Origin of the sequence: Aquihabitans sp. McL0605, assembly GCF_049993875.1 — a bacterium.
Lineage (GTDB): Bacteria > Actinomycetota > Acidimicrobiia > Acidimicrobiales > Iamiaceae > Aquihabitans.
Window position 1 is genome coordinate 137,193 of the sequence record NZ_CP188252.1, and the last position, 24,719, is coordinate 161,911.

A 24,719-nucleotide genomic window follows, 5' to 3' on the forward strand; every position below is an offset into this window, starting at 1 on the left:
GGGCGCAGGTAGCCTGCCGCCCATGTCGCCGCACCCGGGTCCCGCATGGGACCAGACGCTGCCCGAGCTGATGGAACAGGCCCGCGCCAAGCGGAACGCCACCACCGGGACGCGCATCACCTACTCGCCCAAGGTGTTCATCCCCCTCACCATGCTGTGTCGCGACAAGTGCGGCTACTGCACGTTCGCCCAGCCTCCCGCCCGGCTCGATGCGCCCTACCTCACCCCCGAGCAGGTCTTGAAGATCGCCCGCCAGGGTGCGGCCGCAGGCTGCCACGAAGCGCTGTTCACCCTGGGCGAGCGGCCCGAGGAGCGCTACCCCGTGGCCGCCGAGTGGCTCGCCGAGCACGGCTACGCCTCCACGGTCGACTACCTCGTCGCCATGGCGCAGCTCGTGGTCACCGAGACCGGGCTGCTCCCCCACGCCAACGCCGGCGCCCTCTACGCCCCCGAGCTCGACGCGCTCCGAGCGGTGTCGCCGTCGCAGGGGATGATGCTCGAGTCGCTCCGCGCCGATCTCGACGCCCACCGGGGCAGCCCCGACAAGGAGCCCGAACGGCGGCTCGCCACGCTCGAGGCGGCCGGAGAGCTGCACATCCCCTTCACCACCGGGATCCTGGTGGGGTTCGGCGAGGACCGGGCCGACCGCATCGAGGCGCTGGAGGCCATCGCGGCCAGCCACGCCCGGTGGGGCCACGTGCAAGAGGTCATCGTGCAGAACTTCCTGCCCAAGGCCGGTACGGGCATGCACCAGGCGCCGCCGTGCCCGCCCGACACGTACCTCGAGGCCATCGCCCTCGCCCGCCTCATCCTTCCGGCCGAGATCCACCTCCAGGCCCCGCCGAACCTCTCCGACGACTTCGGCGTGCTGCTCGATGCCGGCATCGACGACTGGGGCGGGGTCTCCCCCGTCACCGCCGACCACGTCAACCCCGAGCGCCCCTGGCCCGATCGCGACCGCCTGCGCTCGGTCACCGAGGAGGCCGGCTTCGAGCTGGCTCCCCGCCTGACCATCTACCCCGAGTACGCCACCGCCCCTCAGACCTGGGTGCACCCCGACCTCCACTTCGCCGTGATGGACCGCTCCGACGCCGAGGGCCTCGGCCGTGACGACCCCGGCGCGGTGCACCCGCAGACCGTGGGCGAGGTCCGCAACGTGGGCGACGGTGCCGAGGTCATCCTCGTGGGCCGCCGCTCCACGCAGTGGTACGTCGGTCTCGATGCCGATCCGCCCCACCTCATCCCCGGCCCCGCCCGCGCCACCGGCCGCGTCGCCGAGGTGCTCGACGCGGTCCGCCGCGGCGACGTGCCCGACGAGGACCAGATCACCACCCTCTTCTCGGCGCGCGGCCGAGAGGTGGCTGCCGTCGCCCAGCTGGCCGACGAGCTGCGCCAGGAGGTGATCGGCGACACCGTCACCTGGGTGTCGAACCGCAACATCAACTACACGAACGTCTGCACGTTCAAGTGCCAGTTCTGCGGCTTCTCCAAGGGCCCCAAGTCGCTCAACCTGCGGGGCACGCCGTACCTGCTGACGCTCGACGACATCGCCCAGCGCGCCGTCGAGGCCCGCGAGATGGGCGCCACCGAGGTGTGCCTCCAGGGCGGCATCCACCCCGACTTCGACGGCGACTACTACATCGACGTGGCCCGGGCCGTGAAGGACGCGGTGCCCGACATGCACGTGCACGGCTTCACCGCCCTCGAGGTCACCGAGGGCGCCAAGCGCCTCGACGAGCCGCTGGCCACCTACCTCCAGCGCCTGGTCGACGTGGGCCTGGCCACCCTGCCCGGCACCGCGGCGGAGATCCTCGACGACGAGGTCCGGGCCATCCTCTGCTCCGACAAGGTCAACACGCAGGAGTGGCTCGACGCCCACCGCACCGCGCACTCGGTCGGCCTGCACTCCAACGTCACGATCATGTTCGGGTCGATCGAGCACCCGCGGTCGTGGGCCAAGCACCTGGTCCGCACCCGGGACCTCCAGGCGGAGACGGGCGGCTTCACCGAGTTCGTGCCGCTGCCCTTCGTGCACATGGCCTCGCCGATCTACCTCCGCAAGCGGGCCCGCCGCGGGCCCACCTGGCGGGAGGTGGTGCTGATGCACGCCGTCGGCCGCATCGCCTACCACGGGTTCATCCCGAACATCCAGGCCTCCTGGGTGAAGCTCGGGGTGCCCGGCGTGCGCCAGCTGCTCCAGGCCGGGGTGAACGACCTGGGCGGCACGCTCATCGACGAGAACATCTCCCGGGCGGCCGGGGCCAGCCACGGTCAGGGCATGGACGAAGCCGGGTTCCGGGCCGTGGTCGAGCCGTTGGGCCGCCGGCTCGAGCAGCGCACCACGCTGTACGGCACGGCACCCCAGCCGGCCTGATCGCGGTCACCGCAGCACCGACCTCCGTGCGAAGCTGACGACCTCATGACCGACCCCTCTTCCTCCGCCAAGGATCTGGCGCAGCCGATCGGGCCCCACACGCCGGCGGACGAGCCGGCGGCCCACACCCACACCGACGATCCCACCGTCGACGACCGCATCCGCTCGCTGCTCGCGGGCGCGGGCGTCACCACCGACGTCGATCAGATCTTCGACATCCTGGCCACCGGCGTGCACCTGGGCCAGGACCACACCGACCGGCTCGATCTCAAGATCACCGCATCGGCCATCGAGGAGATGCGCCACGCGTTCCGGATGTTCGCGCCCTACAAGGACCAGCCGAAGGTCACGATCTTCGGTTCGGCCCGCACGGCGTCCACCGATCCGGTGTACCGCCAGACCCACGACGTGGCATCGTCGCTGGCGGCGGCCGGGTGGATGGTGGTGACCGGCGCCGGGCCGGGGATCATGCTCGCCGCCATGGAGGGCGCCGGGCCGGCGAAGTCGATCGGCGTGAGCATCCGCCTCCCGTTCGAGACCCGGGCCAACGACGTCATCCACGACGACCCGAAGCACGTGTCGATGAAGTACTTCTTCACGCGCAAGCTCATGCTGGTCAAGGAGTCCAAGGGGTTCATCGCCGTCCCGGGCGGGTTCGGCACGCTCGACGAGACCCTCGAGCTGCTCACCCTCCAGCAGACGGGCAAGGCCGAGCCCACCCCCATCGTCCTGCTCGACGCCCCCGGCGGCACCTTCTGGGAGGGGTTCGCCTCGTTCATCGACCACGAGGTCGTCACCCGCGGCCTCGTCGCCGACGACGACCTCGAGCGGGTCCTCATCACCGACAGCTGCGATGCGGCCGTCACCGAGATCCTCGGGTTCTGGCGCAACTACCACTCGTTGCGCTGGGTCGGGAAGCGGCTCATCGTCCGCGTCCGGAGCGCCCCCAGCACGAGCGAGATCGAGCAGCTGAACGATCAGTTCTCGCCGTGCCTCCTCGAAGGCGCCATCACGGCCACCGCACCGCTCTCGGCCGAAGTGTCGGGCCGGGACCACCTCGACCTGCCCCGCCTCGCCATGGTGTGGAACCCGTTCCAGGTGGGCGAGCTGCACCGCCTGGTCCGGGCCCTCAACTCGCTGCCCAGCGCTCCGCCGGCCTGAGCACGGCCTGTGGTTCGGCTGTCAGACCGGCCTGGCAGAATCGACGGCCATGGCTGGAGAGTTCGAAGAGATCCGGGGTCGGCTCGAGGGCATCGCGGAGGAGCTGGCCGATCTGGCCATCCTGCGCCTGCGGGAATCGATCGATGCCGGTGGCACCGAGTACCCCGTCGACGAGAAGCGCCTCACCCGGGCCCGGCGCGCCGTCGAGAAGGCCATCAACCTGCTGAGCGAGCCCGACGAGCACGCGTACGACTGACAGCTCTCGGCTAACGGCCGGGCTGCGGCGTCAGTAGAAGTCGGGCAGGACGGGTGGTGCGGCCGAGATGAGGCGGTCCATCGTGGCCAGGGCCCGGTGGTCGGCGCTGCGCAGGTGTCCGGTGCGCGCCAGCTTGGTGGCCGTGGCGTAGCCGCTCCACCAGCTCGACAGGCCTCCGATCGACGCCTCCACGGTGGCGTCGCCGCCCGGTGTGAGGGTGCCGTGGCCGTCGGCCACGTGCAGCGACCAGGTGCCGTTGTTCCAGGGCGCGTGCTCGTCGACGAGCGCGAGGTCGACCGAGCCCTCCACACCGGCGGCCCAGCCCCGAGCCGCCACGGCTCCCGGCGCGTCGATCAACCGGAGCATCCAGCGGATCTCGCTGCGCACCACATCGGGCGCGGCGTGGTCGACCATCAAGAAGAGGTCGTCCTCGGCCGGACCGATGACGTCGAGGTCGGGTGCCTGCGACCCGGAGCTCGCCACCACCCGCCAGAGGGCGCGCACCACGTCGGGATCGGCGGCCAGCACCTCGCTCACCACCACCGAGTAGTCGTAGGGGTGGCGAGCGGAGCCGTGGCGGTAGATCGCGTACCCGAGGAGCTCGCCCGGCGCGTTTGGTGCGTCGACGACGTAGAGCATGGTGCCCTCGAGGTCGGGCGGGAGCCGCCGGGCCCACCACCCGTGGTCCCGGCTCACCGTGCCGTCCCGGTGGGGCGCCGCCGCCAGGTGGCACCGGTGGACGGCCTCGACGTCGTCGACGGTGCCCCGCCGCACGGCCACCTCGGTGCGGGGGCGGATGCCCGCCAGGTCGCCGGCCGGGAACCGCCGGTGCACGTACGACCCCGCGCACTCGAAGCCCACGGATCGGTACAGGGCCAGCGACGCGGGGTACAGGCCGGACACGACCTCGCCGCGGTCGCGCAGATCGGCGAACTGCCCGGCGGTCACCGCCTTCCCCAGGCCGAGTCGGCGGAACTCGGGGAGCACGGCCACGGGCGAGAACCCCCCGACGTGGACGGGGCGGCCGCCGAACCACTGCTCGAACGGATGGATGTGCGATGCCGCCGCCACCTCGCCACGAGGGCCCTCGGCGATCAGGGCACGGGCGGGGTCGAGCCCCGAGACCCACTCCTCGCGCCGGCGCTCGGATGCCCCGAACCCGATGCGGAAGAGGTCCCAGAGGCCGTCGATGTCGTCGGCCGTGGCGGTGCGCAGGGGCAGTTCCATGAGCCCGAAGGTAGGCGTCCGCCGGTGGGCGCGGGTGGGAGTAGCTTCGACCGGTGCCCAAGCCGCAGGACCTCCACGAATGGGTGTCGTTCGACGACCCCACCGAAGATCGCACCTGGCTCTTCGACGTGACGTTCCTCACCAGCAACTGGACCTGCATCTTCGGGCGCGGGTGCCAGGGCGTGCTCACCGAGGACTTCAGCGAGGCCGTGCAGGGCTGCTGCTCGTACGGCGCCCACTTCACCGGGCCCGACGACATCGCCCACACCCAGGCCATGGCCGAGCGGCTGACGGCCGAGCAGTGGCAGTTCCGCGACGAGGGGCTGGCCCAGGGCATCACCCAGACCAACGACGAGGGCGAGACCACCACCCTGCTCGTCGAAGATGCGTGCGTCTTCTTGAACCGCCCGGGCTTCGACGGCGCCGGCCTCGGCTGTGCCTTCCACCACATGGCGGAGGCGTCCGGCGAGCGCCACCTCGATGTCATGCCCGAGGTGTGCTGGCAGCTCCCCCTCCGCCGCGTCGACGAGACCGACGACCTCGGGCACGTCACCTCGACGGTGCGCGAGTGGAAGCGCCGCGACTGGGGCGACGGCGGCCACGACTTCCACTGGTGGTGCACCGATGCCGACGACGCGTTCATCGGTGCCAACCCGGTCTACGAGACGTTGGGCGACGAGCTGGGCGCCATGGTGGGCGAGGACGTCTTCGCCATGGTCGAGGCCCACCTCCGCGACCGGGTGCAGCGCAAGGGCACCGAGGTCTACGTCCCCCATCCCGCGGTCCGCCACCGCGACGACGGCTGACGCATCGCCCCGGCGCGCCGACGGTCCCTGGTGGCTGGTCTGCCGCAGTCCGCTGTCAGCCGGCCTTGGCGAAGACGCAGAACTCGTTGCCCTCCGGGTCGGCCAGGACCGTCCACCGCGCGTCGGGCGCGGGGTCGGTCACGATCGTGGCGCCGGCGGCGGTGAGATCGGCCACGGTGGCGTCTTCGAGGGTGACGTCCCAGTGCACGCGGTTCTTGGTGGTCTTGGGCTCGGGGACCGGGTTGAACTCCCAGCGCTGGAACGGGAACCCCGGCACGCCTTCGAGCCACACGAAGGGACGGTCGGGATGGCGGTGCACCGCGGCGCCGGTCCGGTCGGCCCACCAGCCGGCGATGGCCTCTGGATCGACCGCGTCGACCACCAGCTCGTAGACGCCCAGCTGGCCCGACCCCACGGTCAACGGGTCGAACACGCACAGCACGATCCCGTCGGGATCCTCGAGTACGTGCCACGCCCGCTCCTCATCGGCGGCCCGCACGAGGGTGGCACCGGCCGCCAGCAGCGGCGCCGGGTCGCCACCGGGGAGGCAGAGGTCGAGGTGGACGCGCGCCTTGGCCTCCATCGCCTCGGGCACGGCGTTCACCCACACCGTGCGGGCCGACGTGACGCCGGCCGGTGGGCTGAGCTTCGAGTCCTCGCCGCCGGCGCCGCTGATCGTCAGGTCGAGCGCGGCGGCCCAGAACTCGGCCACCGCGGCGGGGCGCCCGCCGCCGGCGGTCACGTCGAGGCACAGATCCTGGAAGACCACATCGACCATGGGCCGAACGCTACGGCCCAGAACCAGATGGGGTGGGTGCTACCGCTTGAGGCGGCGGCGGTCCTGCTCCTTGAGGATCCGCTTGCGCACGCGGATGCTCTCGGGGGTGACCTCGACGAGCTCGTCCTCGGCGATGAACTCGATGCCCGACTCGAGCGTGACCACCTTGGGCGGGGTCAGCTTGATGGCCTCGTCGGCCGAGTGGGTGCGGATGTTGGTCTTCTGCTTCTCACGGACGCAGTTGACCATCATGTCGTCGGGCCGGCTGTTCTCGCCGATGATCATGCCCTCGTACACGGCCTCGCCAGGCCCGACGAAGAGCACGCCGCGGGTCTGGAGGTTGTCGAGCGCATAGGCGGTGGTGGTGCCAGTGCGGTCGGCCATCATGGCACCGCCCTGGCGGTGCGGGAGCTCTCCCACCCACGGCATCCACCCGGCGTTGTGGGTGTGCAGCAGGGCCGTGCCACGGCTGGCGGTGAGCAGCAGGCTGCGGAAGCCGATCAGGCCGCGGGCCGGAGCCTCGAAGGTGACGACGGTACGGCCGGTGTCACCGGGGCGCAGGTCGGTGACCGTGCCCTTCCGAGGGGCGAGCGCCTGGGTGACGGTGCCGACGTGCTCCTCGGGGACGTCGCAGACGCCGCGCTCGAGGGGCTCGTGCCTCTTGCCATCGATGTCCTTGACGATGACCTCGGGACGGCTGGTCTGCAGCTCGTAGCCCTCGCGGCGCATGCTCTCGATGAGCACGGCCAGCTGGAGCTCACCGCGACCGGCGACCTCGATCACGTCGGGCGAGTCGGTGTCCTCGAGACGGATGGACACGTTCCCGAGCACCTCCTTCTCGAGGCGGTCGCGCAGGTGGCGGGAGGTCAGGTACTTGCCCTCCTTGCCGGCCAGCGGTGAGGTGTTCACGCCGAAGGTCATGCGCAGGACGGGCTCGTCGACGCTGAGCCGCGGCAGGGCCTCGGGGTTGGTGGGATCGGCGATGGTGTCGCCGATCTCGACCTCGGGGAACCCGGCCACCACGAACAGGTCGCCGGCCTGGAGCTCGTCGACGTCGTCGCGGCCGATGCCGGTGAAGCCCATGAGGCTGCCGAGCTTGCGCTCGACGGGCTTGCCGCCCTCGATGACCTCTTCGTCGAGCAGGGCCACGCGCTCGCCCTTGCGCATCGTGCCGCGCTTGACGCGCCCGATGGCGAGGCGCCCGAGGTAGTCGGAGGCGTCGAGGTTGGTGACGATGGCCTGCAGCGGCCCGTCCTTGTCGACCTTGGGCTCGGGGACCGTGTCGATGATGCACTGCAGCAGCGGGGTGAGGTCGTCGCCCTCGCCCGGCATGCCGATGCCGACGACGGCCTTCGAGTCCCGGGCGATGGCCGAGATGATCGGGAACTCGATGTCGTCGTCGGAGGCGCCGAGGTCCATGAAGAGCTCGTAGACCTCGTCGAGGACCTCGTCGGGACGGGCGTCCTGGCGGTCGACCTTGTTCAGCACGAGGATCGAGGGCAGCCCGGCCGCGAGGGCCTTGGAGAGCACGTAGCGGGTCTGCGGGAGCGGCCCCTCTGCCGCGTCGACCAGCAGGATCACGCCGTCGACCAGCTCGAGCGACCGCTCGACCTCACCGCCGAAGTCGGCGTGGCCGGGCGTGTCGACCAGGTTGATCTTCACATCGCCGTACTGCACGGAGGCGGCCTTGGCGAGGATGGTGATCCCCCGCTCGCGCTCCTGGTCGTTCGAGTCCATCACCCGGTCGACGAGCCCACCGGTCTGGTGGGACGAGAACACGCCGGTGGAACGCAGCAGCGCATCGACCAGGGTGGTCTTGCCATGGTCGACGTGCGCCACGAGGGCGACGTTGCGGAGCGCGGAAAAAGACACGAGAGGACCTGTTTGCAGTTGGGAGCGGGAGCGGAAGCGCAGGAGACGACGGGCTCAGGCCCAGTCGTCGGCTTCCTGCTGAGCATCGTCGGTCAGCGCCATGCACCAACCGGCGTGGTCGTGACCAGGATCGGCGCCGCACTCAGGGCAGGAACGCTCATCTGCGCGATCAATCAAATCGTTGAATGATGGCTCCGATGAGCGCTTCAGCTCCCGAGCTTCTTCGTAACGGCGGTGACGACCCTTTTTCATGGGCCAAACTCCCGAAGAGGTGGCGTAATCCGAAGGGCAAGTGTACCGGAACGCGGCCTGAGCGCCGCATTCGGTGAGATCACCAGGTGGCAGCACGTTTCGCGCCCTTGTCCACGGGGGCTTCACGGGCCTCCCCGACCGTCGTCGGTGGCTGGCGTGGGGTCCCCGTGCTGCGGATGAACCCCTGGTGGCAGGGCCGCGACAGGGACGTGGCAGGCGGGTGACCGGGCCGCGTCAGGTGGGCGGGACGCGGCGATCCTCGAGCACCAGGTTCCCGGAGCCGTCGAAGGCGAGCGCAGCCTCACCCTCGACCAGGCGGCGGATGCGCTCGCCCACCAGCTCCGCCCGCCAGCCCACGGCCAGCCGGGCGGCGGGATCGCCGGCCAGGAGCGCCTCGATGTCGGACCGGGTGGCCACCAGGGAGGTCTCGATCTCCAGGTCGCGCGAGAGCTGGCTGACCCAGGCGGCCACCAGCGACACCGCCGGCCGCAGCCGGCGGTCCAGGTCGTAGGTGGGACCGTCAGGACGGCTGACCGTCTGACCCCGACCCGCCTCGACGGCCGCCAGGACCGCCTCGCCCACCTTGCCCTTGGCGTGGCGCTCGTCGACGCCCCGGATGCGGCGCAGATCCTCGATCGTCTTGGGCCGCCGCTGGGCGACGCCCACCACGGCGAGGTCGGAGAACACGAACCGCACCGGCTGATCCAGCTCGGCCGCCCGCCGCTCGCGCCAGGCGGCGACGGACCGGGCGACGGCGGCTACCTCGCCTCGCAGGGTTCGGGCCTCCTTGATGCGGAGCCACGCGTCCTCCGGAGCCCGCACGACGCGGCCCTTGGCCCGCATGACCTCGCACTCGGCCAGGGCCCAGTCGAGGCGGCCCCGCTCGGCGAGGAGGTCGCAGAGCTGCGTGCGCAACCCGAGCAGGTACTCGACGTCGGCCGCGGCGTAGCGGCGCTGATCGCCGCCGAGGGGCCGGCGGAGCCAGTCGGTGAGGCGGTCGCCCTTGGGCAGGTGCACGTTGTAGAAGCGCTCGACCAGCGCCGCGAGGCTGGGCAGGGAGTGGCCGACGAACCCGGCCGCGATCTGCGTGTCGAAGAGCTGGCGGGGCAGGGCGCCGCACGCGAGGTCGAGCACCTCGAGGTCCTGGCTGGCCGCGTGCATCACCACGACCGCGGGGCCTTCCAGCGCCCGGGCGAAGGCGCTCATGTCGACCGCGAACGGGTCGACCAGCGCCTTCTGGTCGTTCCAGGAGAGCTGGATCAGCGCCAGCTGCGGGTAGTAGGTGCGCTCGCGGTGGAACTCGGTGTCGATGCCGAACGCCTCGACCTGCAGCAGCTCGTCGATGATCGCCCCGAACGCGGCGTCGTCATCGACCCAGACGTGGTCGTCGTCCTCGTTGCCCACCCCGGTCTGGGGCCCTGGATCGCTGCGTTCCCAGGCCACGGGTCAGGAGCCGGGATCTTCGCCGTCGACCACCGGGTGGCCCTCGTCGATCCAGGCCATGGTCCCGCCGGCGATGTTGATGGCATCGATCCCCTGCGCCCGCAGGTACTCCGCAGCCCGGCGGCTGCGGCCCCCCACCTTGCAGATGATCAGGACCTCGCCCTCGGTGGGGATCTGGTCGAGGTGGTCGGGCACGGTGGCGAGCGAGATGAGCGGCGCCCCCGGCACGTGGCCGTCGAGGTACTCGTCGAGCTCCCGGACGTCGATGACCGGGGTCCCGGCCGCGATCCGGCTGGCCGCCTCGGCGATGTCGATCTCAGGTACGTCCAAGGGTCTCTCCGGGTCGAAGGGGCGTGGAAGCAGTGTACGGGGCGAGACGCCCGTCACTCGGGAGCGCGCTCCGCAGGCGGACGACGCCCGTCGAGCCATCTGTGCACGTCGTCAGGCGTGTCGAGGTCGATGAGCACCTCGTCGTCCGCCGCGACGTCGATCACACCGACCGCACCGAACCCCGCATCGGCGCGCCGGGCACCCCCGTCGATCAGGGCGACGAGTGCGGGCCCGGCCGAGGCGCGCCACGCCGACGGGAGCGGGTGGCGCCGACCGTCCGCCGTGATCGCGGCCGCCGCGCCGATGGTGGAGGGCGCCGCCAGCAGGGCGTCGACCAGGCGCCGCACGAGCGGTCCGGTGAGGTTGGGCTGGTCGCACGCCGCCACCACCACGATGACGTCGTCGCCGGCCCGTGCCGGATCGGCGGACCCGTGCGCCGGACGCGCCTCGAGGACGGCGGTGGCGAGGCCGCCCAGCGGCCCGATCCCCTTCCAACGATCGTCACGGGTGCCCCAGCCGTCGACGAGGTCGTGGAGATCGAGCGCCCGGCCGAGAGCCGGGTCGCGGCCGATCAGCTCGATCGCGCCGGCGCCGCCAGCCACCAGCGCGGCCGCCACTCGGTGGGCCATCGCGGTGCCGTCGAGCGGCAGCAGCGCCTTGTCGGTGCCCATGCGGGAGCTGGCCCCTCCGACCAGCACGGCGCCCACCACCTCGGTCACGGCCGGGTCAGGCCCCCGGCAGGCCGCCGTAGGAGGCTTCGACGCCGCGGCTCTCGCCGTGGGCGGCGACCGCGTCGGCCAGGTCCGCAAGGAACCGGTCGACGATGCGGGCGTGGTACGGCGAGATCATGAGGTGGAGGCCCCCCTGCTGGCGATCGAGGTTCCAGCCGCGGTCGTCCATCACGTCGCCGATGGCCCCGATGTCGAGCGTGTCGGACCCGAACTCGAACAGCGACAGGTCGGGCTGGTGGGTGAGGCGCAGGCCGTCGATGGCCTCGATGCCCGCCTGGAGCCGGTGGCTCGTCTCGCGCACGATCTCGGTCAACCGGAGGTACCCGTCTTCGCCCAGGTGGTTGATGGCTGCCCACGCTCCGGCGATCGGGGCTGCGGAGCGGGTGCCGGCCGCGGTGCCCGAGGCGTAGAGGCCCCCGGGCCACTCGTCGTACCAGAAGAACTGGAGCTGGAGGAGGTCCCGGCTCTTGTAGAGGACCGTGGACGCGCCCTTGAACGTGTAGCCGTACTTGTGGATGTCGGCGGAGATCGACGTCACCCCGGGCACGCGGAAGTCCCAGGGAGCCACGTCCTCGCCGAGCCGCTCCCACCACGGGAGGATCCAGCCGCCGAGGCAGGCGTCGGTGTGGAAGAGGATCTCTCGTTCCATGGCCATGGCGGCCAGGTCGGTGATCGGGTCGATGACGCCGTACGGGTAGCACGGCGCCGACCCGACGATCAGTCCGGTGCGGTCGGTGATGGCCGCCTCGGTGGCGGCCACGTCGGCCCGGCCGTCATCGCCCACGGGGACGAGGATGTGCTCGATGTCGAGGTACTTGGCCGCCTTGGCGAAGGCCGGGTGGGCCGTCGACGGCGTCAGCAGCTGCGGCTCGGCGATGCCGCGCACGGTGCGGGCGTGGTCGCGGGCGACCTGCACGGCCAAGAAGATGCTCTCGGTGCCGCCCGAGCTCATCGACCCGGCGTCGGGCTGGGTACCGAGCAGCTGGGCGGCCATGGCGATCACGTCGAGCTCCATCTGGAGGACGCTCGGGTACTTGAACGGGTTGAGGGCGTTGTCGTGGAGGTAGCGCAGGCCGACCTGCTCGATCAGCTCCTCGTGCTCGTGGTCGTCGACGTTGTAGACGAGGCTGAACGCCCGCCCACCCCGCCAGTCGATGTCCTCTGCGTGGCGGGCCTCGATGTCGGCCAGCAGCTCCTTGGCGTCGCGTCCGTGCTCAGGGATCCGTGCAGCGTCAGTCATGTCCGGAAGCTATCCGCCGTAGTTCATGCGGGTGTCCTCCATGCGGAGGACCTCGGTGGCCTCGTCGTCCACCTGGAAGTCCGCGTCCACCACCTCGCCGATGAAGAACGTGTGGTTGCCGACCTCCACTGCCTGGCGCACCTCGCAGTCGAGGTACGCCGGTGCCTGGGTGAGGATCGGGGTGCCGGTGGCGCCCTCGTGCACCGCGAAGCCGTTGAGCGTCGACGCGGCGGGGTCCCACTCGCACGGCTTGGTGAACTTCCGGACGATGGCCCGGTCCTCCCGGCTGATCGTGTTGACGGTGAAGGTGCCGCCTTCGGCGATCAGTTCGTGGGTCACGGCCGGCCTCTCGATGCCGACGCCGATCAGCTTCGGCTCGAACGACACCTGCGTGACCCAGTTGGCGGTCATCAGGTTCCGCCGCTCCCCCGCGCGCGACCCGATCAGGTACAGCCCTGAGGGCATCGTCCACAGCACCCGCCGCCGCAGCCGGTCGTACTCATCGCGGGCTTCCTCGGAGTCGCCGACCCGTCCTGGATAGGGACCGACAGGACCAGTACCACCAGCAGCAGCCATGGCGCCGAGGGTACCGAGGTGAGCGGGCGCGCCGCGGCCCCGGCCGGAGCCGGGGTGGCGGAGAGGAGCTACTCGATCTCGGTGCCGTCGGGACGCAGGACGTGGAGGTTCCCTCGGCGGTCGCGGAAGACCGTGAAGCCGTGCTCCTTCAGTCGGTTGTGCCGGCCACAAGCGGGTGCCCCGTTGCCGGGGTTGGTCCTCCCACCGGCCCGCCTCGGTTCGAGGTGGTCGATCTGGCAATGCCGGACCGACACGTTGCAGCCCGGCCAGTAGCACCGGCTCGACGACACCGTCACCGCGTGGCGCAGGGAACCCGTGAACAAGGTGTGGAGCCCCGACTGATCGAGCACGACCCCGTCCCACCCCACCACCGTCCGCCGGACCTTCCCGACCAGCCCCGCCGCGAACGCCTCGGTCGGGTCGATCGGATGACCCTCGATCGTCTCGCACCGGAACCGGTTGCCAGGGTGCCGCTCCTCGTCCTCTGCCTCGACGTCATCGAGCGGCTCGTCATCGAGCTCGATCGGCAGGGGGCCGAGGTCCGGCGCGGGTCGCGGATCGAGGTGCGCGCCCGCGGCCCGCTCGACCTCGCGCTCGAAGGTGAGATGGTCCATCACGATCGACAGATCGATCCGGGACCCGCCCGGAGCGGCGGCGAACGCGTCAGCCGCGAGAAGGAAGATGTGCTCGAGGGCATCGGCATCGCGCTGGTCGAAGGTGCGTGCCAGGTGCTCGATGGTGGTCCGCTCGCCATGGATGGCGTAGGCCTCGGCCCAATCGGCTTCGAACTCGGCTCGCACGAACGTCTGCTGGATGGTGTGCATCTGCGCGCCCGACAGGTTGCCCAGCTGGGCGAGGAGCTCCCAGCCGCCGTCGAAGTCCTGCGTGAGGCGCGCTCGCCGGTTCTCGTGGCACCGCCGGGACCGGTCGGCGGTGCCGTCCTCATCTGCCTCCCGCACCCAGTTGGTGAGGCGCCGGTCGAACTCCTCGTACCGCAGCGCTGCAGCCAGCACGGCGATCTGGGCATCGAGCGCGATGAGCTCGATCTGCACGCGCGGGTTCACGAAGACCCGAGCGATCCGTTCCACCTGACAGGCGCCGAACAGGCCACCGGCCAGACCAGCGGCCACCCCCGGCATCTCGGCCAGCATCCGGCGGGCCCGGTCGCGGCGCTTGGCCTCGGCCGACGACAGGTGGTTGGCCTGCTCGACGAACACCCGGCCAGAGGCATGGCCGTCCGGCCGGTGCAGCCGGCGGGCCTCGACTGCCTCCAGCACGCCGACCTCCACCGCGTACATCCGGCGCCCCAGGTGCTCGATCCGCCGGGTGAGCTCCAGCGCCGCGGTCACATCCGCCGGATCCAGCTCCACCCCGACCAACGCCTCGACCGACGCTTCCGCCCGTTCGAGCGCCGCAAGGGCGGTGGCGGTGGTGGTCGACATGCCCCCACGGTACGCAGGGGGTCTGACAGCGAAGCCATCCCTTTCGGGATGTTTCGTGCAATGTCCGATTTCGAGGCTGGCAGGGGCCGGCGGACGCCTAGATCTGCTCGAAGTTGCGGCGGAGCTCCCAGTCGGTGACGGCGCGGTTGAAGGCGGCCCACTCCTGCTCGGCGGAGTTGAGCAGGTGGTGGTGGACCTCGTCGCCGAAGGCGGCCTTGGCCACGTCGGAGTGCTTGAACAGGTCGATGGCCTCGACCAGGGTCGACGGGATGTGCTCGACGTCGGGGTCGACGTAGGCGTTGCCGACGAACGCGTCGCCGGGGTCGAGCTCGTTCTCGATGCCGTGGAGGCCCGCCGCGATCACGCCGGCGAACGCGATGTAGCTGTTCACGTCGGCACCGGGGATGCGGGACTCCACCCGGTAGGCGGGGCCGTGGCCGACGAGGCGCAGGCCGCAGGTGCGGTTGTCGAGGCCCCAGGCCACCGCGGTGGGCGCCCACGAGTCGGGCTGGAAGCGCTTGTAGGAGTTGACCGTGGGGGCGAACAGCAGGGCGAGCTCACGGGAGGCGTGGACCAGGCCGCCCAGCCAGTGGCGGAACGTGTCGCTCATGTTGTCGGGCTTGGCTGCGTCCCACATCAGCGACTTCTTGCCCTTGCGGTCCCACAGGCTCGAGTGGATGTGGCACGAGGACCCGACCTCGTCCATGTCGTACTTGGCCATGAACGTGAGCGACCGGCCGTGCTTGTCGGCGATCTCCTTGGCGGCGTTCTTGTAGATGGTGTTGCGATCGGCCATCTCGACGGCCTCGGCGTAGAGCAGGTTGATCTCGTGCTGGCCCTTGCCGGCCTCGCCCTTCGAGAACTCGACCGGCACGCCCGCGGCCTGCAGGCCGTTGCGGATGTCGCGGATGATGTACTCGTCGCGGGTGGTCTGGAGGATGTGGTAGTCCTCGACCACGTCGGAGTGCGGGACCAGGCCGTGGTAGCGCTTCTCCGCGGCTTCGGCGTACGAGTCCTTGAACAAGAAGAACTCGAGCTCGGCGCCGATGTTGACCAGGAAGCCCAGCTCGGCGGCCCGCTCGACCTGGCGCTTCAGGATGGCGCGGGGCGACACGCCCACGGGCGTGACCTTGTCGTGCTCCTCCACCACGTCGCACAGCACGAGCGCGGTCCGCTCGATCCACGGGACCAGGCGGATGGTGCTCAGGTCGGGGATGGCGGAGAAGTCGCCGTAGCCCTGCTCCCAGTTGAACGCCCGGTACCCCGGCAGCGGGTTCATCTCGACGTCGACCGCGAGCAGGTAGTTGCACGCCTCGATCGAGCCGTTGGCCACGGTGTCGAGGAAGTACTGCCCCATGACCCGCTTGCCGACGAGGCGCCCCTGGTTGTCGGGGAAGGCCACCAGCACCGTGTCGACCGACCCGTCCCCGATCATCGACTTGAGCTGATCGAGGCTGAGCGTGACGCGTTCCATTGGTTCTCCCCAGACGTGGTGACGGCGCTCGCAGACACTAACCCCGCCGTTCTGGGGTGGATCCCGGTCGGTGGACGACGGGAGCTACGCCAGGACGAGGGGGCGGGAGGTCACTCGGGGGTGGTGTAGGCGGCGGTGATGCCGCCGTCGATGAGGAGCGACTGGCCGGTCATGAAGCTGGATTCGTCGGACGCGAGGAACAGCGCGCCGTTGACCATCTCCTCGGAGGTGCCGAAGCGGCCCATCGGGATGTGGACGAGGCGGCGGTTGCGCTTCTCGTCGTCGGACAGGTACTTGGCGAGCAGCGGCGTGAGCACCGGGCCCGGGCAGAGGGCGTTGGCCCGCAGGCCCTTGCGGGCGTAGATGACCGCGATCTCACGGGTCATCGACAGCACCGCGCCCTTGGAGGTGGTGTAGGCGAGCTGCGGGGTGGCGGCACCGAGGTGGGCGACGAACGAGGCGACGTTGATGATCGACGCGTTGCCGCTGTCGAGCAGGGCGGGCATGGCCGCCTTGCAGCACAGCCACAGGCCCTTGACGTTGACGTCCATCGTCAGCTCCCAGGTCTCCTCCGGGGTGGACGTGACGTCATCGTCGTCGCCGAGGCTGACGCCGGCGTTGTTGTAGAGCGTGGTCAGCCCACCGAAGGCCTCGAGCGTCTTCGCGACGGCCGCCTCGACCTGATCGAAGTGGCGCACGTCGGCGGCGATCGCGATGGCCTCACCGCCCGCGGCGGCGATCTCCTCGACGACCTCGGCCTTCTCGGTGACATCGACGACGGCGACCTTGGCGCCCTCGGCGGCGAACCGCAGCGCCGCCACCCGGCCCATCCCGCCACCCGCACCCGTGATCAGTGCGACCTTGCCATCCAGACGAGCCATTGCGATCTCCACATCCTCGGTGGCCCATTCGGGGCCGTAGTCGGTCGCCCGTATGATGCCGCCCGAGCCGGGTGCCCCGGCAATCGACGCCGGGACGTGCTCGGCCGCCTGGAGGACACCCCGACATGACCGAGCAGCTGATCATCGCCGGCACCCGCCGAGACGCCGCCGAAGGCGCCACCTTCACGGTCATCGAGCCCGCGACGGGCCAGCCGCTGGCCGAGGTGGCCAAGGCCAGCGCGGTCGACGTCGACCTGGCGCTGGCGGCCGCCCACAAGGCGTTCGACGACGGGCGCGGCCCGTGGGCCCGCACCAACGCCACCGAGCGCGGCCGGGTGCTGCACAAGGTGGCCGAGCTGCTCCGGGAGCGCGAGGACCTCTTCGCCACCGCCGAGGCCCGCGGCGCCGGCCACCCCATGGGCGATGCCCGCTGGGAGGTGGGCGCCGGCGCCGGCACGTTCGAGTACTACGCCGGTGCCGCCAACAAGCACTTCGGCACGGTCATCCCCGTCCAGGACGCAGGCATCGACATGGTCCTGCGCGAGCCGGTCGGCCCTGTGGGCCTCATCGTGCCGTGGAACTTCCCGCTGCTGATCGCCTGCTGGAAGCTGGCCCCGGCGCTGGCCTGCGGCAACCCGGTGATCCTCAAGCCGGCATCGCTCACGCCGCTCACCGCGCTGCTGCTGGGCGACGTGCTGGTCGATGCCGGCGTGCCCGCCGAGAACGTCCATGTGCTGCCCGGTCCGGGCGGCATCATCGGCGATGCGCTCGTGGCCGACGGCCGCACCGCCAAGGTGTCGTTCACCGGCGAGACCACCACCGGCGCCTCCATCCTCAAGTCGTCGGCGGACCACATCGCCCGCGTGTCACTCGAGCTCGGCGGCAAGTCCGCCGCGGTGGTGTTCGCCGACGGCAACATCTCGAAGGCCGCCAGGGATCTGCCCATGTCGGTGTTCGGCAACGCCGGCCAGGACTGCTGCGCCCGCTCCCGGATCCTGGTCGAGCGTCCCGTCTACGACGAGTTCCTCGAGATCTTCGAGGCGGCCACCCGGGCCATCAAGGTCGGCGACCCGCTGAGCGACGAGACCGAGATGGGCCCGATGATCTCCGAGGGCCAGCGCAAGACCTCGCTCGACTACATCGGCATCGGCACGGGTGAGGGCGCCCGCCTGGTGTCGGGTGGCGACGTGCCCGAGGGCGACGGCTTCTACCTCTCCCCTGCCGTCGTCGCCGACGTCACCAACGACATGCGCATCGCACGTGAGGAGATCTTCGGCCCGGTGGCCTCGATCCTCCCGTTCGACTCGGAGGACGAGGCCATCCGCATCAGCAACGACAGCGACTACGGCCTCTCCGGCTCGCTGTGGACCGGCTCGGCCACCCGTGCCATCCGCGTCGCCAAGTCGCTGCGCACCGGGACGCTGTCGGTCAACACCAACAAGTCGGTCCGCTACGAGGCGCCGTTCGGTGGCTACAAGAAGTCGGGCCTGGGCCGAGAGCTCGGCATGCAGGCCATGGACGCCTACACCGAGATCAAGAACGTCTTCTTCTCCGAAGAGGACTGATACCGCCACGCCTCACATCCTCGGGGTCTCCTGCCGATCGGAACCGGTCCGACCCACGGAGGAGCCCCGCATGGACGACAAGAAGCAGGCCATCGCGACGGCCAGCGCCGAGCTGGCCGCCACGTGCCAGGAGGCGGTCGGTCCCGACGAGCAGGTCCGCTGGGCCACCGTGGGCTACGAAGGCAAGAACCCGGTCACTCGGGTCCTGTCGCTGCTCGGCGGCGTGCCCGCCCTCGTCCTCATCCCGATCACCGGGCCGGTGATCGCCATCGTCGCCATGGTGGTGCTCAGCATCGCGGTGATGCTGACCGTCACCAAGGTGGCGTGGAAGCCCCGCATCGTGGCGTTCACCGATCAGGGCGTCGTCATCCTCGAGCGCACTGGCCGCAGCACCCCCGGCGAAGTGGTCGGCCGGCTCCCCGATGCCGAGCCCACCCAGGCGAAGGACGTGTGGCGCGGCTGCGAGGTCGGCGGCACCACCACCTGGATCACCAAGCTGGCCCTCGACGCCAACACGGCACCAGCGCCATCCGAGGCCGCCACCGCCTGACCGCGATGGTGCGTTGGGTACGGTCTCAGCCGTGCCCGCCACCCCATCGTTCGAGCTCGACCCGGACCTGCTCCGCGGGAAGGTCGCGGTCGTCACCGGGGCCTCGAAGGGGCTGGGCGAGGGCATCGCGGCTCGCTTCGCCGAGCTCGGGATCGACGTGGGGCTCTGCGCCCGGACCGAGCCGAAGGCCCCGTCGGGCGTCCGTGCGCTCACCGGTGCCGTGGATGTCACCGACTCCGACCGCCTCGAGGCCTTCGCCGGTGCGGTCGAGCGCCAGCTCGGTCCGATCGACCTCTGGGTCAACAACGCCGGGATCCTGGGACCGGTCGGCCCGCAGCGCGACCACGACCCCCTCGACGTGGCTCAGGCCCTGGCGGTGAACATCGGCGGGGTGATGAACGGGACCCGCTGCTTCACCCACCACGGCCGGACGGGGCCCACCGGGCGCCGGGTCCTGGTGAACATCTCGTCGGGCGCCGCCACGTCGATCTACCAAGGCTGGTCCGTGTACGGCGCCACCAAGGCGGCCGTCGACCAGTTCACGCGGATCACCGCAGCCGAGGAGCCGGGCGTGTACTGCTACTCGGTGGCTCCCGGGGTCGTCGACACCGAGATGCAGACCCAGATCCGGCGGCAGCAGCCCGAGGCGTTCCCCGCCGTCGAGCGCTTCGAGCAGATCCACCGCGAGGGCGCGTGGAACTCGCCGGCATGGGTGGCGGAGCACCTCGCCGGCCTCCTCACGGGAGCCCTCAAGCCCGAAGCGGTGGTGTACCGGGTGCCCGACGAGCCCCGATAGCGATCAGTCGAGGTCGGCGGGCGGCCAGGTGGGGTCGAGCTGCTTGAGGAAGAGGGCGCAGCGCTCCGCCTCATCGTCCTCGCCGATCGCTCCGGCGGTGACGCTCAAGCCGTGCAGGGCGCGCAGGAAGCCACGGTTCTCGGGGTGGGCCCAGCGGACGTACCCGCTGCCCCGCCAGCCGTTGGCCCGCAGGCGGTCGAGCCCTCGGTGGTACCCCACGCGGAAGGCGGCGTAGCGCTCCATCGGGTCTCGGCCGAGCTGGCCGAGCCGCGCCCATCCGTCGAGGAAGCGGGGCTGGGTGGCCACGACCGCGGCGACAGCCGCCCGCCGGTCCGCCTCGGGCTGGTCCATCGCGGCATCGAGGGCCTGGAGCAGCGCGTCCGGCTCGGCGTCGAGCACGGTCTCCGGAGGACCGGAGGTGGTGAGGGTGACGGGGCGATCGCTCATGTCCGCACCCTACGGCGACCCTCGCCCAGGGCGCGACGATGGCCGGGCACGAGGCCCGGCCATCACAACGCAGATCAACAGGATCGAGACGGAGCTATCAGGCGCCGATCGAGGAGCCGACGGTCTCGAACTTGCCCTTGGCCGAGGAGCCGAGGAAGGTCACGGCGACGATGCAGACGACGGCGATGAGGGCGACGAGCAGGGCGTACTCCACGAGGGAGGCGCCACGCTCGTCGTCGCCGAAGCGAGCCCGGACGTAGTTGGCGATGAAATCGTAGGTGGTGAGCATTTGAGGGACGCCCTTTCAGAAGACGAGGTGGGTACTACGACCCATCCAACGGCGCATATCGCGATGGACTTGAGAGATTTCTCACCCTTTCGGGTGACACGGATATCACGTGACATCCATATCAGCGCCGCCCTCTCCTCGTCCTTGAAGGGCCACACGGTCAAAACGGCCGGTGGCCGAGCCCCTGAGCAAGGGACCCGGCCACCGGCCACCACTTGGCCCCGGAGGGGCAGTCGATCACTTCGCCACAGAGGATCCGACGGTGTTGAACTTGCTCTTGGCCGAGGACCCGAGGAAGGTCACGGCGACGATGCACACCACGGCGATGAGGGCGACGAGCAGGGCGTACTCCACGAGGGAGGCGCCACGCTCGTCGTCACCGAAGCGAGCACGCAGGTAGGTGGCGATGAAGTCGTAGCTGGTCAGCATTTGGGGTTGATCTCCAGATCGGTTTTCGGATGAATGGTTCCACCCCGTTCAAGGGGTGATCGGTTCAGGCGGGTTCGAACACCGAGGAGGAAGTGGCCGCACGATCGAGCGCGAAGCACAGAGCGAACTTGTCCCGGAAATGCAAGCAGCCGGGCCCCGAAGGACCCGGCTGCCAAAGCTCCAGAGGAGCCCTCGATCAGGCGCCGATCGAGGAGCCGACCGTGTTGAACTTGCTCTTGGCCGAGGAGCCAAGGAAGGTCACGGCGACGATGCACACCACGGCGATGAGTGCGACGAGAAGGGCGTACTCCACGAGGGAGGCGCCACGCTCGTCGTCACCGAAACGGGCACGCATGTAGTTGGCGATGAATTCGTAGCTGGTCAGCATGGGGGTGATCTCCTGTTGATTGTTGTGGTTTGGTCACCCCAGCGGGGTGCTTGCTTCCTGACGGGTAATCCATCGGAAGTCCCACAACGATCCTGAATAGGTCGATCGGCCTGTTTGTCCGATTCCGCCTCTTCGACCTGCGGATCGTCCGGCGCGGGCCCTGGGCACCGGACGGCCGGTCTAGGAGGAGGGCTCGACCACGGGGGCCGGCGGCGGCCGGTCCTCCTGGCGCACGCCGGGCACCGCAGCCGCGAGGTCCTCGCTGTGATCGGCATCGGCCGCGTCGAGGAAGGCCGACGTGGCTTGGTAGGCGCTGCTGATCATCTCGTCGCTGTGCCCGAAGTCGTTGTACTTGATGATGGGCGTGCTGCCCGGCGGGAGCACGAGGACCTCGATGTTCGCCGGGATGCTGGCCAGGTCTCGCTGGAACCGGCTGCGACGGGCGAGCCAGTAGGCGTAGGTGGCCATGTCGATGGGGCGCTTCGGCTCGGGCCGGGGCCGGTCCCACGCCCCGACGTGGAGGACGAAGATGCGGTCGCAACCCAAGGTGACGGCCCTGCTGACCGGGACGTCGTTCACGATGGCACCGTCGAGGTACTTGAGCCCGTCGATCTCGACGGGCGGGTACACGGCGGGGATCGCGGACGAGGCGATGATCGGGTCGATCAGGGCTCCGGTCTCGAACCACGTCTCCGTGCCTTCGACGAGCGCCGTGGCGATGCACTGGAACGGCACCGCGAGGTCCTCGAACTGCGTGTTCGGCAGCACGGTCTCGATCACCCGGCGGAGGTTCGTGTTGTCGTGGATGGCCACGCCCTTGCGCGCCAGCTGCACCGCAGGGAACAGGCCGGCGGGCATGACGTTCTCGGCCGCCAGGCCCCGCCACATCTCCTGGAGCCGGCCGACCATGACCAGCGACGGATCGGAGGCGATGGCCGCGCCGTTGAGCGCGCCGACAGAGCATCCCAGGATCAGATTGGGCTCGATCCGGCGCTCGAACAGGGCTCGGAGCATGCCCACCTGGAGCGCACCGAGGTTGCCACCGCCGCTCAGGACGAACGCGGTGCGGCGCGGCTTGCGTTTGAGGAGGTCACGGATGCGGGACATGGCCCGCCGAGGCTACCGCCGCTCACCTGGCCCTCAGGTCTGGCGGTCGACCGCGCGCCGGACGAGGTGGGCGCCGGCGGTGGGGTGGCTGAGGTGCACGGCGTGCTCGGCACCGGCGACCACCGCGTGCTCGCCGTGGGGCAGGGCCGCGACCAGCTCCTCGGTGGCCCGGCTGTGCCACCAGGTGGTCTCCCCTCCCGATGCCGCGATGACCGGAACGGCGATGGCGGCCGCATCGAAGGGCGCCGGGCCCCGGAGCGAAGCCAGATCGGCGAGCAGCGCCTCCCCTTCGGCGCGGCGATCGGCCCGGGTGCGGGCCGGCAGGCGGTTCCAGAACCGGTCCCCGATCGCCCGGCGCATGAACGCCTCGGCCTCGTCCGCCGGGTCTCGAGCCTCGGTCGACGGCGTCGGGCTGCGGTGCGGCCACCAGGCGGCCCAGGGCTCGGGCGCCTCGTACACGAGGAGCGAGCGCACGACGTCGGGGCGGCGCTCCGCCGCGACGAGGGCGATGACGCCTCCGATGCTGTGACCGAACACCACCACCTCACGGTCCCCGATCACCGAGAGCAGGTCGGCGACGTGGTCGTCCAGGGTGCCGGTGCCGACATCGATCGACCGGCCGTAGCCGCGCCGGTCGTAGCGGACCACCTCCATGTCGGGCAGCTGGCGGGCGATCCGCCCGAACGAGGCCCCACGATCCATCGCACCGTGCACCACCACGACGACGGGGGCACCGAGGCCCTCGTCGGACGCGCGATCGACGATGTGGAGGCCGGCAGGAGCGTGCACCGCCCGACCCTAGGCAGGACGCCGGCTGCCGCTGGTCACCGTGGGGTCGGGCGCCCTCTACCATCGCCGACGTGGAGCTCTGGCTGATCAGACACGGACTGCCCCTTCGGATCGACGGGGGCGACGGCCCTGCCGATCCCGCCCTGGCGCCCGAGGGCGTCGAGCAGGCCGAGCTGATGGCCCAGTGGTGGTCCCGGCACCCGATCGACGCCATCTACGCCAGCCCGATGAACCGGGCGCACCAGACCGCCCTGCCGCTCGCCGCCGCGACCGGGCTCGACCTCCAGCTCGACGACGGCCTCAAGGAGTTCGACGCGCACCTCAACTTCTACGTGCCGCTCGAGGAGCTCCGTGCCGACGAAGCCGCGTGGAACAAGATGGTCGAGGAGTGGCTGTCCCCCGAGGCCGAGGCCGGACGCCAAGCCTTCCGCGCCGGGGTGATCACCACCATCGACGCCATCGTCGAGCGCCACCAGGACCAGCGCGTGGCGCTGGTGTGCCACGGCGGCGTGATCAACGCCTACCTCTCCGACATCCTCTCGCTGCCCGGCACCATGTGGTTCGAGCCGGCGTACACGAGCGTGAGCCGGGCGGTCGCCGTGGGCAGCCACAAGCAGGTGGTGAGCCTCAACGAGTCGCCCCACCTCCCCAACCTGCCGGTCCCCACCCCGTTAGGCTGACGCGCCCGGCGCGTCAGTTCCTGACGGCCCGCAGCCCGGCGATCCGCTCCTCGAGCGCCGTTCGCCGCCGCGGGTCGACGCGCTCCAGGAGCCGCTCGAGCACGAGGAGCGCCTCATCGGTCCGGCCCACCGCGACGTGGGCTTCGGCCAGCTCGACCTGGGCACGTGGCGCCGTACCCACGCCTGGGATGTCGCAGCGCAGCTCGAGCGCCCGCAGCAGCGAGGTGGGATCGCCGGCCGTGCGGTAGATGCCGGCCAGGTTGGCGAGCACCCGGGCCAGGATCTGCGGGCGAGGCGTCGGCGCCAGGAACGACGCATCGAACGTGGCGCCGGCCCCGTGGATCGACCGGAAGCAGGCCACCGCTCCATCGGCGTCGAGCCACGTCCCACCGTCGAAGCCGTCGAGCCACCTCGTGGGCGCGGGCCCGTCGCCCACCAGGAAGTGCCCCGGCATCCCGACTCCCGTGGCCGGCACGCCCAGCCGCTCGGCCACGTCGATGACCACGACCGCGAGGGTGATCGGGATGCCGCGCCGACGGCGCAGGACGTCGGGCAGCATCGAGTTCCGGGCGTCGTAGTAGTGCTCGCGATCGCCGCGCAGCCCCACGCTGCCGAAGAGGTGGGCGCTGATCCCCTCGAGGCGGCGCCCGCTGCGGCCGTCGACCGCTTCGCCCGTCGATGTGGCCAGCTCGTCGAGCGCGGCCATCCCCGCGCTGGGATCGGCGGGGTGGCCGAGGTGGCTGGCGATGACGCAGCACCCCTCCCCCAGCGGCACCCGCGGCGCCCGGACCAGCGCCGAGAACCGCTCGCGCTGGTTCACGACGAGGAACCGCCCG

General features: G+C 70.8%; 27 protein-coding genes. 9 read left to right on the top strand and 18 right to left on the bottom strand.

Annotated elements, in window-relative coordinates; translation table 11 throughout:
* Positions 1 to 22 precede the first annotated feature (22 nt).
* Genes cofH through ACPPVX_RS00670 form a run of 3 tightly spaced genes read left to right on the top strand, consistent with a single transcriptional unit; the run spans position 23 to position 3,791 of the window.
* The gene (gene cofH, locus ACPPVX_RS00660; RefSeq protein WP_426572948.1) at positions 23 to 2,374 is read left to right on the top strand and encodes a 5-amino-6-(D-ribitylamino)uracil--L-tyrosine 4-hydroxyphenyl transferase CofH; all 2,352 of its coding nucleotides are present in this window, start codon (positions 23 to 25) and stop codon (positions 2,372 to 2,374) included.
* A 45-nt stretch (positions 2,375 to 2,419) separates the two neighbouring features.
* Positions 2,420 to 3,535, top strand: a complete 1,116-nt coding sequence (locus ACPPVX_RS00665; RefSeq protein ID WP_426572949.1) for a TIGR00730 family Rossman fold protein — start codon at positions 2,420 to 2,422, stop codon at positions 3,533 to 3,535.
* Positions 3,536 to 3,584: 49 nt separating this feature from the next.
* Positions 3,585 to 3,791 (top strand): hypothetical protein, encoded by a 207-nt coding sequence (locus ACPPVX_RS00670; protein ID WP_426572950.1) that lies wholly within the window; start codon positions 3,585 to 3,587, stop codon positions 3,789 to 3,791.
* Between the two features lie 30 nt (positions 3,792 to 3,821).
* On the opposite strand, the gene ACPPVX_RS00675 is transcribed toward ACPPVX_RS00670, so the two are convergent.
* Positions 3,822 to 5,018, bottom strand: coding sequence for a GNAT family N-acetyltransferase (locus ACPPVX_RS00675; RefSeq protein ID WP_426572951.1), 1,197 nt, complete (start codon positions 5,016 to 5,018; stop codon positions 3,822 to 3,824).
* A 53-nt stretch (positions 5,019 to 5,071) separates the two neighbouring features.
* Between ACPPVX_RS00675 and ACPPVX_RS00680 the strand changes: the two genes are divergently transcribed.
* Positions 5,072 to 5,824, top strand: coding sequence for a hypothetical protein (locus tag ACPPVX_RS00680; RefSeq protein WP_426572952.1), 753 nt, complete (start codon positions 5,072 to 5,074; stop codon positions 5,822 to 5,824).
* Between the two features lie 55 nt (positions 5,825 to 5,879).
* Here the strand turns inward: ACPPVX_RS00680 and ACPPVX_RS00685 are convergent, their stop codons facing one another.
* On the bottom strand, positions 5,880 to 6,602 hold the full coding sequence (locus ACPPVX_RS00685) for a VOC family protein (RefSeq protein ID WP_426572953.1): 723 nt from the start codon (positions 6,600 to 6,602) through the stop codon (positions 5,880 to 5,882).
* A gap of 39 nt (positions 6,603 to 6,641) precedes the next feature.
* Positions 6,642 to 8,441, bottom strand: coding sequence for a translational GTPase TypA (typA, locus tag ACPPVX_RS00690; protein WP_426572954.1), 1,800 nt, complete (start codon positions 8,439 to 8,441; stop codon positions 6,642 to 6,644).
* On the opposite strand from typA, the gene ACPPVX_RS00695 reads away from it, so the two are divergent.
* On the top strand, positions 8,424 to 8,663 hold the full coding sequence (locus tag ACPPVX_RS00695; RefSeq protein ID WP_426572955.1) for a hypothetical protein: 240 nt from the start codon (positions 8,424 to 8,426) through the stop codon (positions 8,661 to 8,663). The two genes, typA and ACPPVX_RS00695, sit on opposite strands and share 18 nt — an antisense overlap.
* Before the next feature lie 297 nt (positions 8,664 to 8,960).
* On the opposite strand, the gene ACPPVX_RS00700 is transcribed toward ACPPVX_RS00695, so the two are convergent.
* The 8 genes from ACPPVX_RS00700 to ACPPVX_RS00735 all read right to left on the bottom strand — a co-directional run bounded on the left by ACPPVX_RS00700 (position 8,961) and on the right by ACPPVX_RS00735 (position 16,843).
* A complete protein-coding gene (locus tag ACPPVX_RS00700) occupies positions 8,961 to 10,169 on the bottom strand; it encodes a ribonuclease D (RefSeq protein WP_426572956.1) in 1,209 nt (402 codons plus the stop codon).
* Positions 10,170 to 10,172: 3 nt separating this feature from the next.
* On the bottom strand, positions 10,173 to 10,499 hold the full coding sequence (locus ACPPVX_RS00705; RefSeq protein WP_426572957.1) for a rhodanese-like domain-containing protein: 327 nt from the start codon (positions 10,497 to 10,499) through the stop codon (positions 10,173 to 10,175).
* A 53-nt stretch (positions 10,500 to 10,552) separates the two neighbouring features.
* Positions 10,553 to 11,218 carry a molybdenum cofactor guanylyltransferase gene (mobA, locus tag ACPPVX_RS00710; RefSeq protein ID WP_426572958.1) on the bottom strand — a complete coding sequence of 222 codons (666 nt, stop codon included), beginning with the start codon at positions 11,216 to 11,218 and terminating at the stop codon, positions 10,553 to 10,555.
* A 7-nt stretch (positions 11,219 to 11,225) separates the two neighbouring features.
* Positions 11,226 to 12,470, bottom strand: a complete 1,245-nt coding sequence (locus ACPPVX_RS00715; RefSeq protein ID WP_426572959.1) for a pyridoxal phosphate-dependent decarboxylase family protein — start codon at positions 12,468 to 12,470, stop codon at positions 11,226 to 11,228.
* Between the two features lie 9 nt (positions 12,471 to 12,479).
* Positions 12,480 to 13,046 carry a flavin reductase family protein gene (locus ACPPVX_RS00720; RefSeq protein WP_426572960.1) on the bottom strand — a complete coding sequence of 189 codons (567 nt, stop codon included), beginning with the start codon at positions 13,044 to 13,046 and terminating at the stop codon, positions 12,480 to 12,482.
* 68 nt (positions 13,047 to 13,114) lie between these two features.
* Complete coding sequence (locus ACPPVX_RS00725; protein WP_426572961.1) at positions 13,115 to 14,488, bottom strand: DUF222 domain-containing protein; 1,374 nt, start codon at positions 14,486 to 14,488, stop codon at positions 13,115 to 13,117.
* Between the two features lie 97 nt (positions 14,489 to 14,585).
* Positions 14,586 to 15,962 carry a glutamine synthetase family protein gene (locus ACPPVX_RS00730; protein WP_426572962.1) on the bottom strand — a complete coding sequence of 459 codons (1,377 nt, stop codon included), beginning with the start codon at positions 15,960 to 15,962 and terminating at the stop codon, positions 14,586 to 14,588.
* 110 nt (positions 15,963 to 16,072) lie between these two features.
* Positions 16,073 to 16,843 carry an SDR family oxidoreductase gene (locus ACPPVX_RS00735; RefSeq protein WP_426572963.1) on the bottom strand — a complete coding sequence of 257 codons (771 nt, stop codon included), beginning with the start codon at positions 16,841 to 16,843 and terminating at the stop codon, positions 16,073 to 16,075.
* Between the two features lie 125 nt (positions 16,844 to 16,968).
* Here ACPPVX_RS00735 and ACPPVX_RS00740 point away from each other — a divergent pair, with 125 nt between their 5' ends.
* The 3 genes from ACPPVX_RS00740 to ACPPVX_RS00750 all read left to right on the top strand — a co-directional run bounded on the left by ACPPVX_RS00740 (position 16,969) and on the right by ACPPVX_RS00750 (position 19,754).
* Entirely contained in the window at positions 16,969 to 18,408 is a 1,440-nt protein-coding gene (locus tag ACPPVX_RS00740; protein ID WP_426572964.1) for an aldehyde dehydrogenase family protein, read from the top strand.
* Between the two features lie 70 nt (positions 18,409 to 18,478).
* Entirely contained in the window at positions 18,479 to 18,958 is a 480-nt protein-coding gene (locus tag ACPPVX_RS00745; protein WP_426572966.1) for a hypothetical protein, read from the top strand.
* 31 nt (positions 18,959 to 18,989) lie between these two features.
* Complete coding sequence (locus tag ACPPVX_RS00750; protein ID WP_426572967.1) at positions 18,990 to 19,754, top strand: SDR family NAD(P)-dependent oxidoreductase; 765 nt, start codon at positions 18,990 to 18,992, stop codon at positions 19,752 to 19,754.
* A gap of 3 nt (positions 19,755 to 19,757) precedes the next feature.
* On the opposite strand, the gene ACPPVX_RS00755 is transcribed toward ACPPVX_RS00750, so the two are convergent.
* The 6 genes from ACPPVX_RS00755 to ACPPVX_RS00780 all read right to left on the bottom strand — a co-directional run bounded on the left by ACPPVX_RS00755 (position 19,758) and on the right by ACPPVX_RS00780 (position 23,203).
* Positions 19,758 to 20,201: a DUF3151 family protein gene (locus ACPPVX_RS00755; protein WP_426572968.1), complete on the bottom strand. Its 444-nt coding sequence runs from the start codon at positions 20,199 to 20,201 to the stop codon at positions 19,758 to 19,760.
* A gap of 97 nt (positions 20,202 to 20,298) precedes the next feature.
* Entirely contained in the window at positions 20,299 to 20,490 is a 192-nt protein-coding gene (locus tag ACPPVX_RS00760) for a Flp family type IVb pilin (protein WP_426572969.1), read from the bottom strand.
* 237 nt (positions 20,491 to 20,727) lie between these two features.
* A complete protein-coding gene (locus ACPPVX_RS00765) occupies positions 20,728 to 20,919 on the bottom strand; it encodes a Flp family type IVb pilin (protein ID WP_426572970.1) in 192 nt (63 codons plus the stop codon).
* Positions 20,920 to 21,115: 196 nt separating this feature from the next.
* A complete protein-coding gene (locus ACPPVX_RS00770) occupies positions 21,116 to 21,307 on the bottom strand; it encodes a Flp family type IVb pilin (RefSeq protein WP_426572971.1) in 192 nt (63 codons plus the stop codon).
* A gap of 180 nt (positions 21,308 to 21,487) precedes the next feature.
* A complete protein-coding gene (locus tag ACPPVX_RS00775) occupies positions 21,488 to 22,414 on the bottom strand; it encodes a patatin-like phospholipase family protein (protein WP_426572972.1) in 927 nt (308 codons plus the stop codon).
* Between the two features lie 33 nt (positions 22,415 to 22,447).
* Complete coding sequence (locus ACPPVX_RS00780; RefSeq protein ID WP_426572973.1) at positions 22,448 to 23,203, bottom strand: alpha/beta fold hydrolase; 756 nt, start codon at positions 23,201 to 23,203, stop codon at positions 22,448 to 22,450.
* A gap of 71 nt (positions 23,204 to 23,274) precedes the next feature.
* On the opposite strand from ACPPVX_RS00780, the gene ACPPVX_RS00785 reads away from it, so the two are divergent.
* Positions 23,275 to 23,883, top strand: a complete 609-nt coding sequence (locus tag ACPPVX_RS00785) for a histidine phosphatase family protein (RefSeq protein WP_426572974.1) — start codon at positions 23,275 to 23,277, stop codon at positions 23,881 to 23,883.
* Positions 23,884 to 23,896: 13 nt separating this feature from the next.
* On the opposite strand, the gene ACPPVX_RS00790 is transcribed toward ACPPVX_RS00785, so the two are convergent.
* The gene (locus ACPPVX_RS00790) at positions 23,897 to 24,703 is read right to left on the bottom strand and encodes a transglutaminase family protein (protein ID WP_426572975.1); all 807 of its coding nucleotides are present in this window, start codon (positions 24,701 to 24,703) and stop codon (positions 23,897 to 23,899) included.
* Positions 24,704 to 24,719 lie beyond the last annotated feature (16 nt).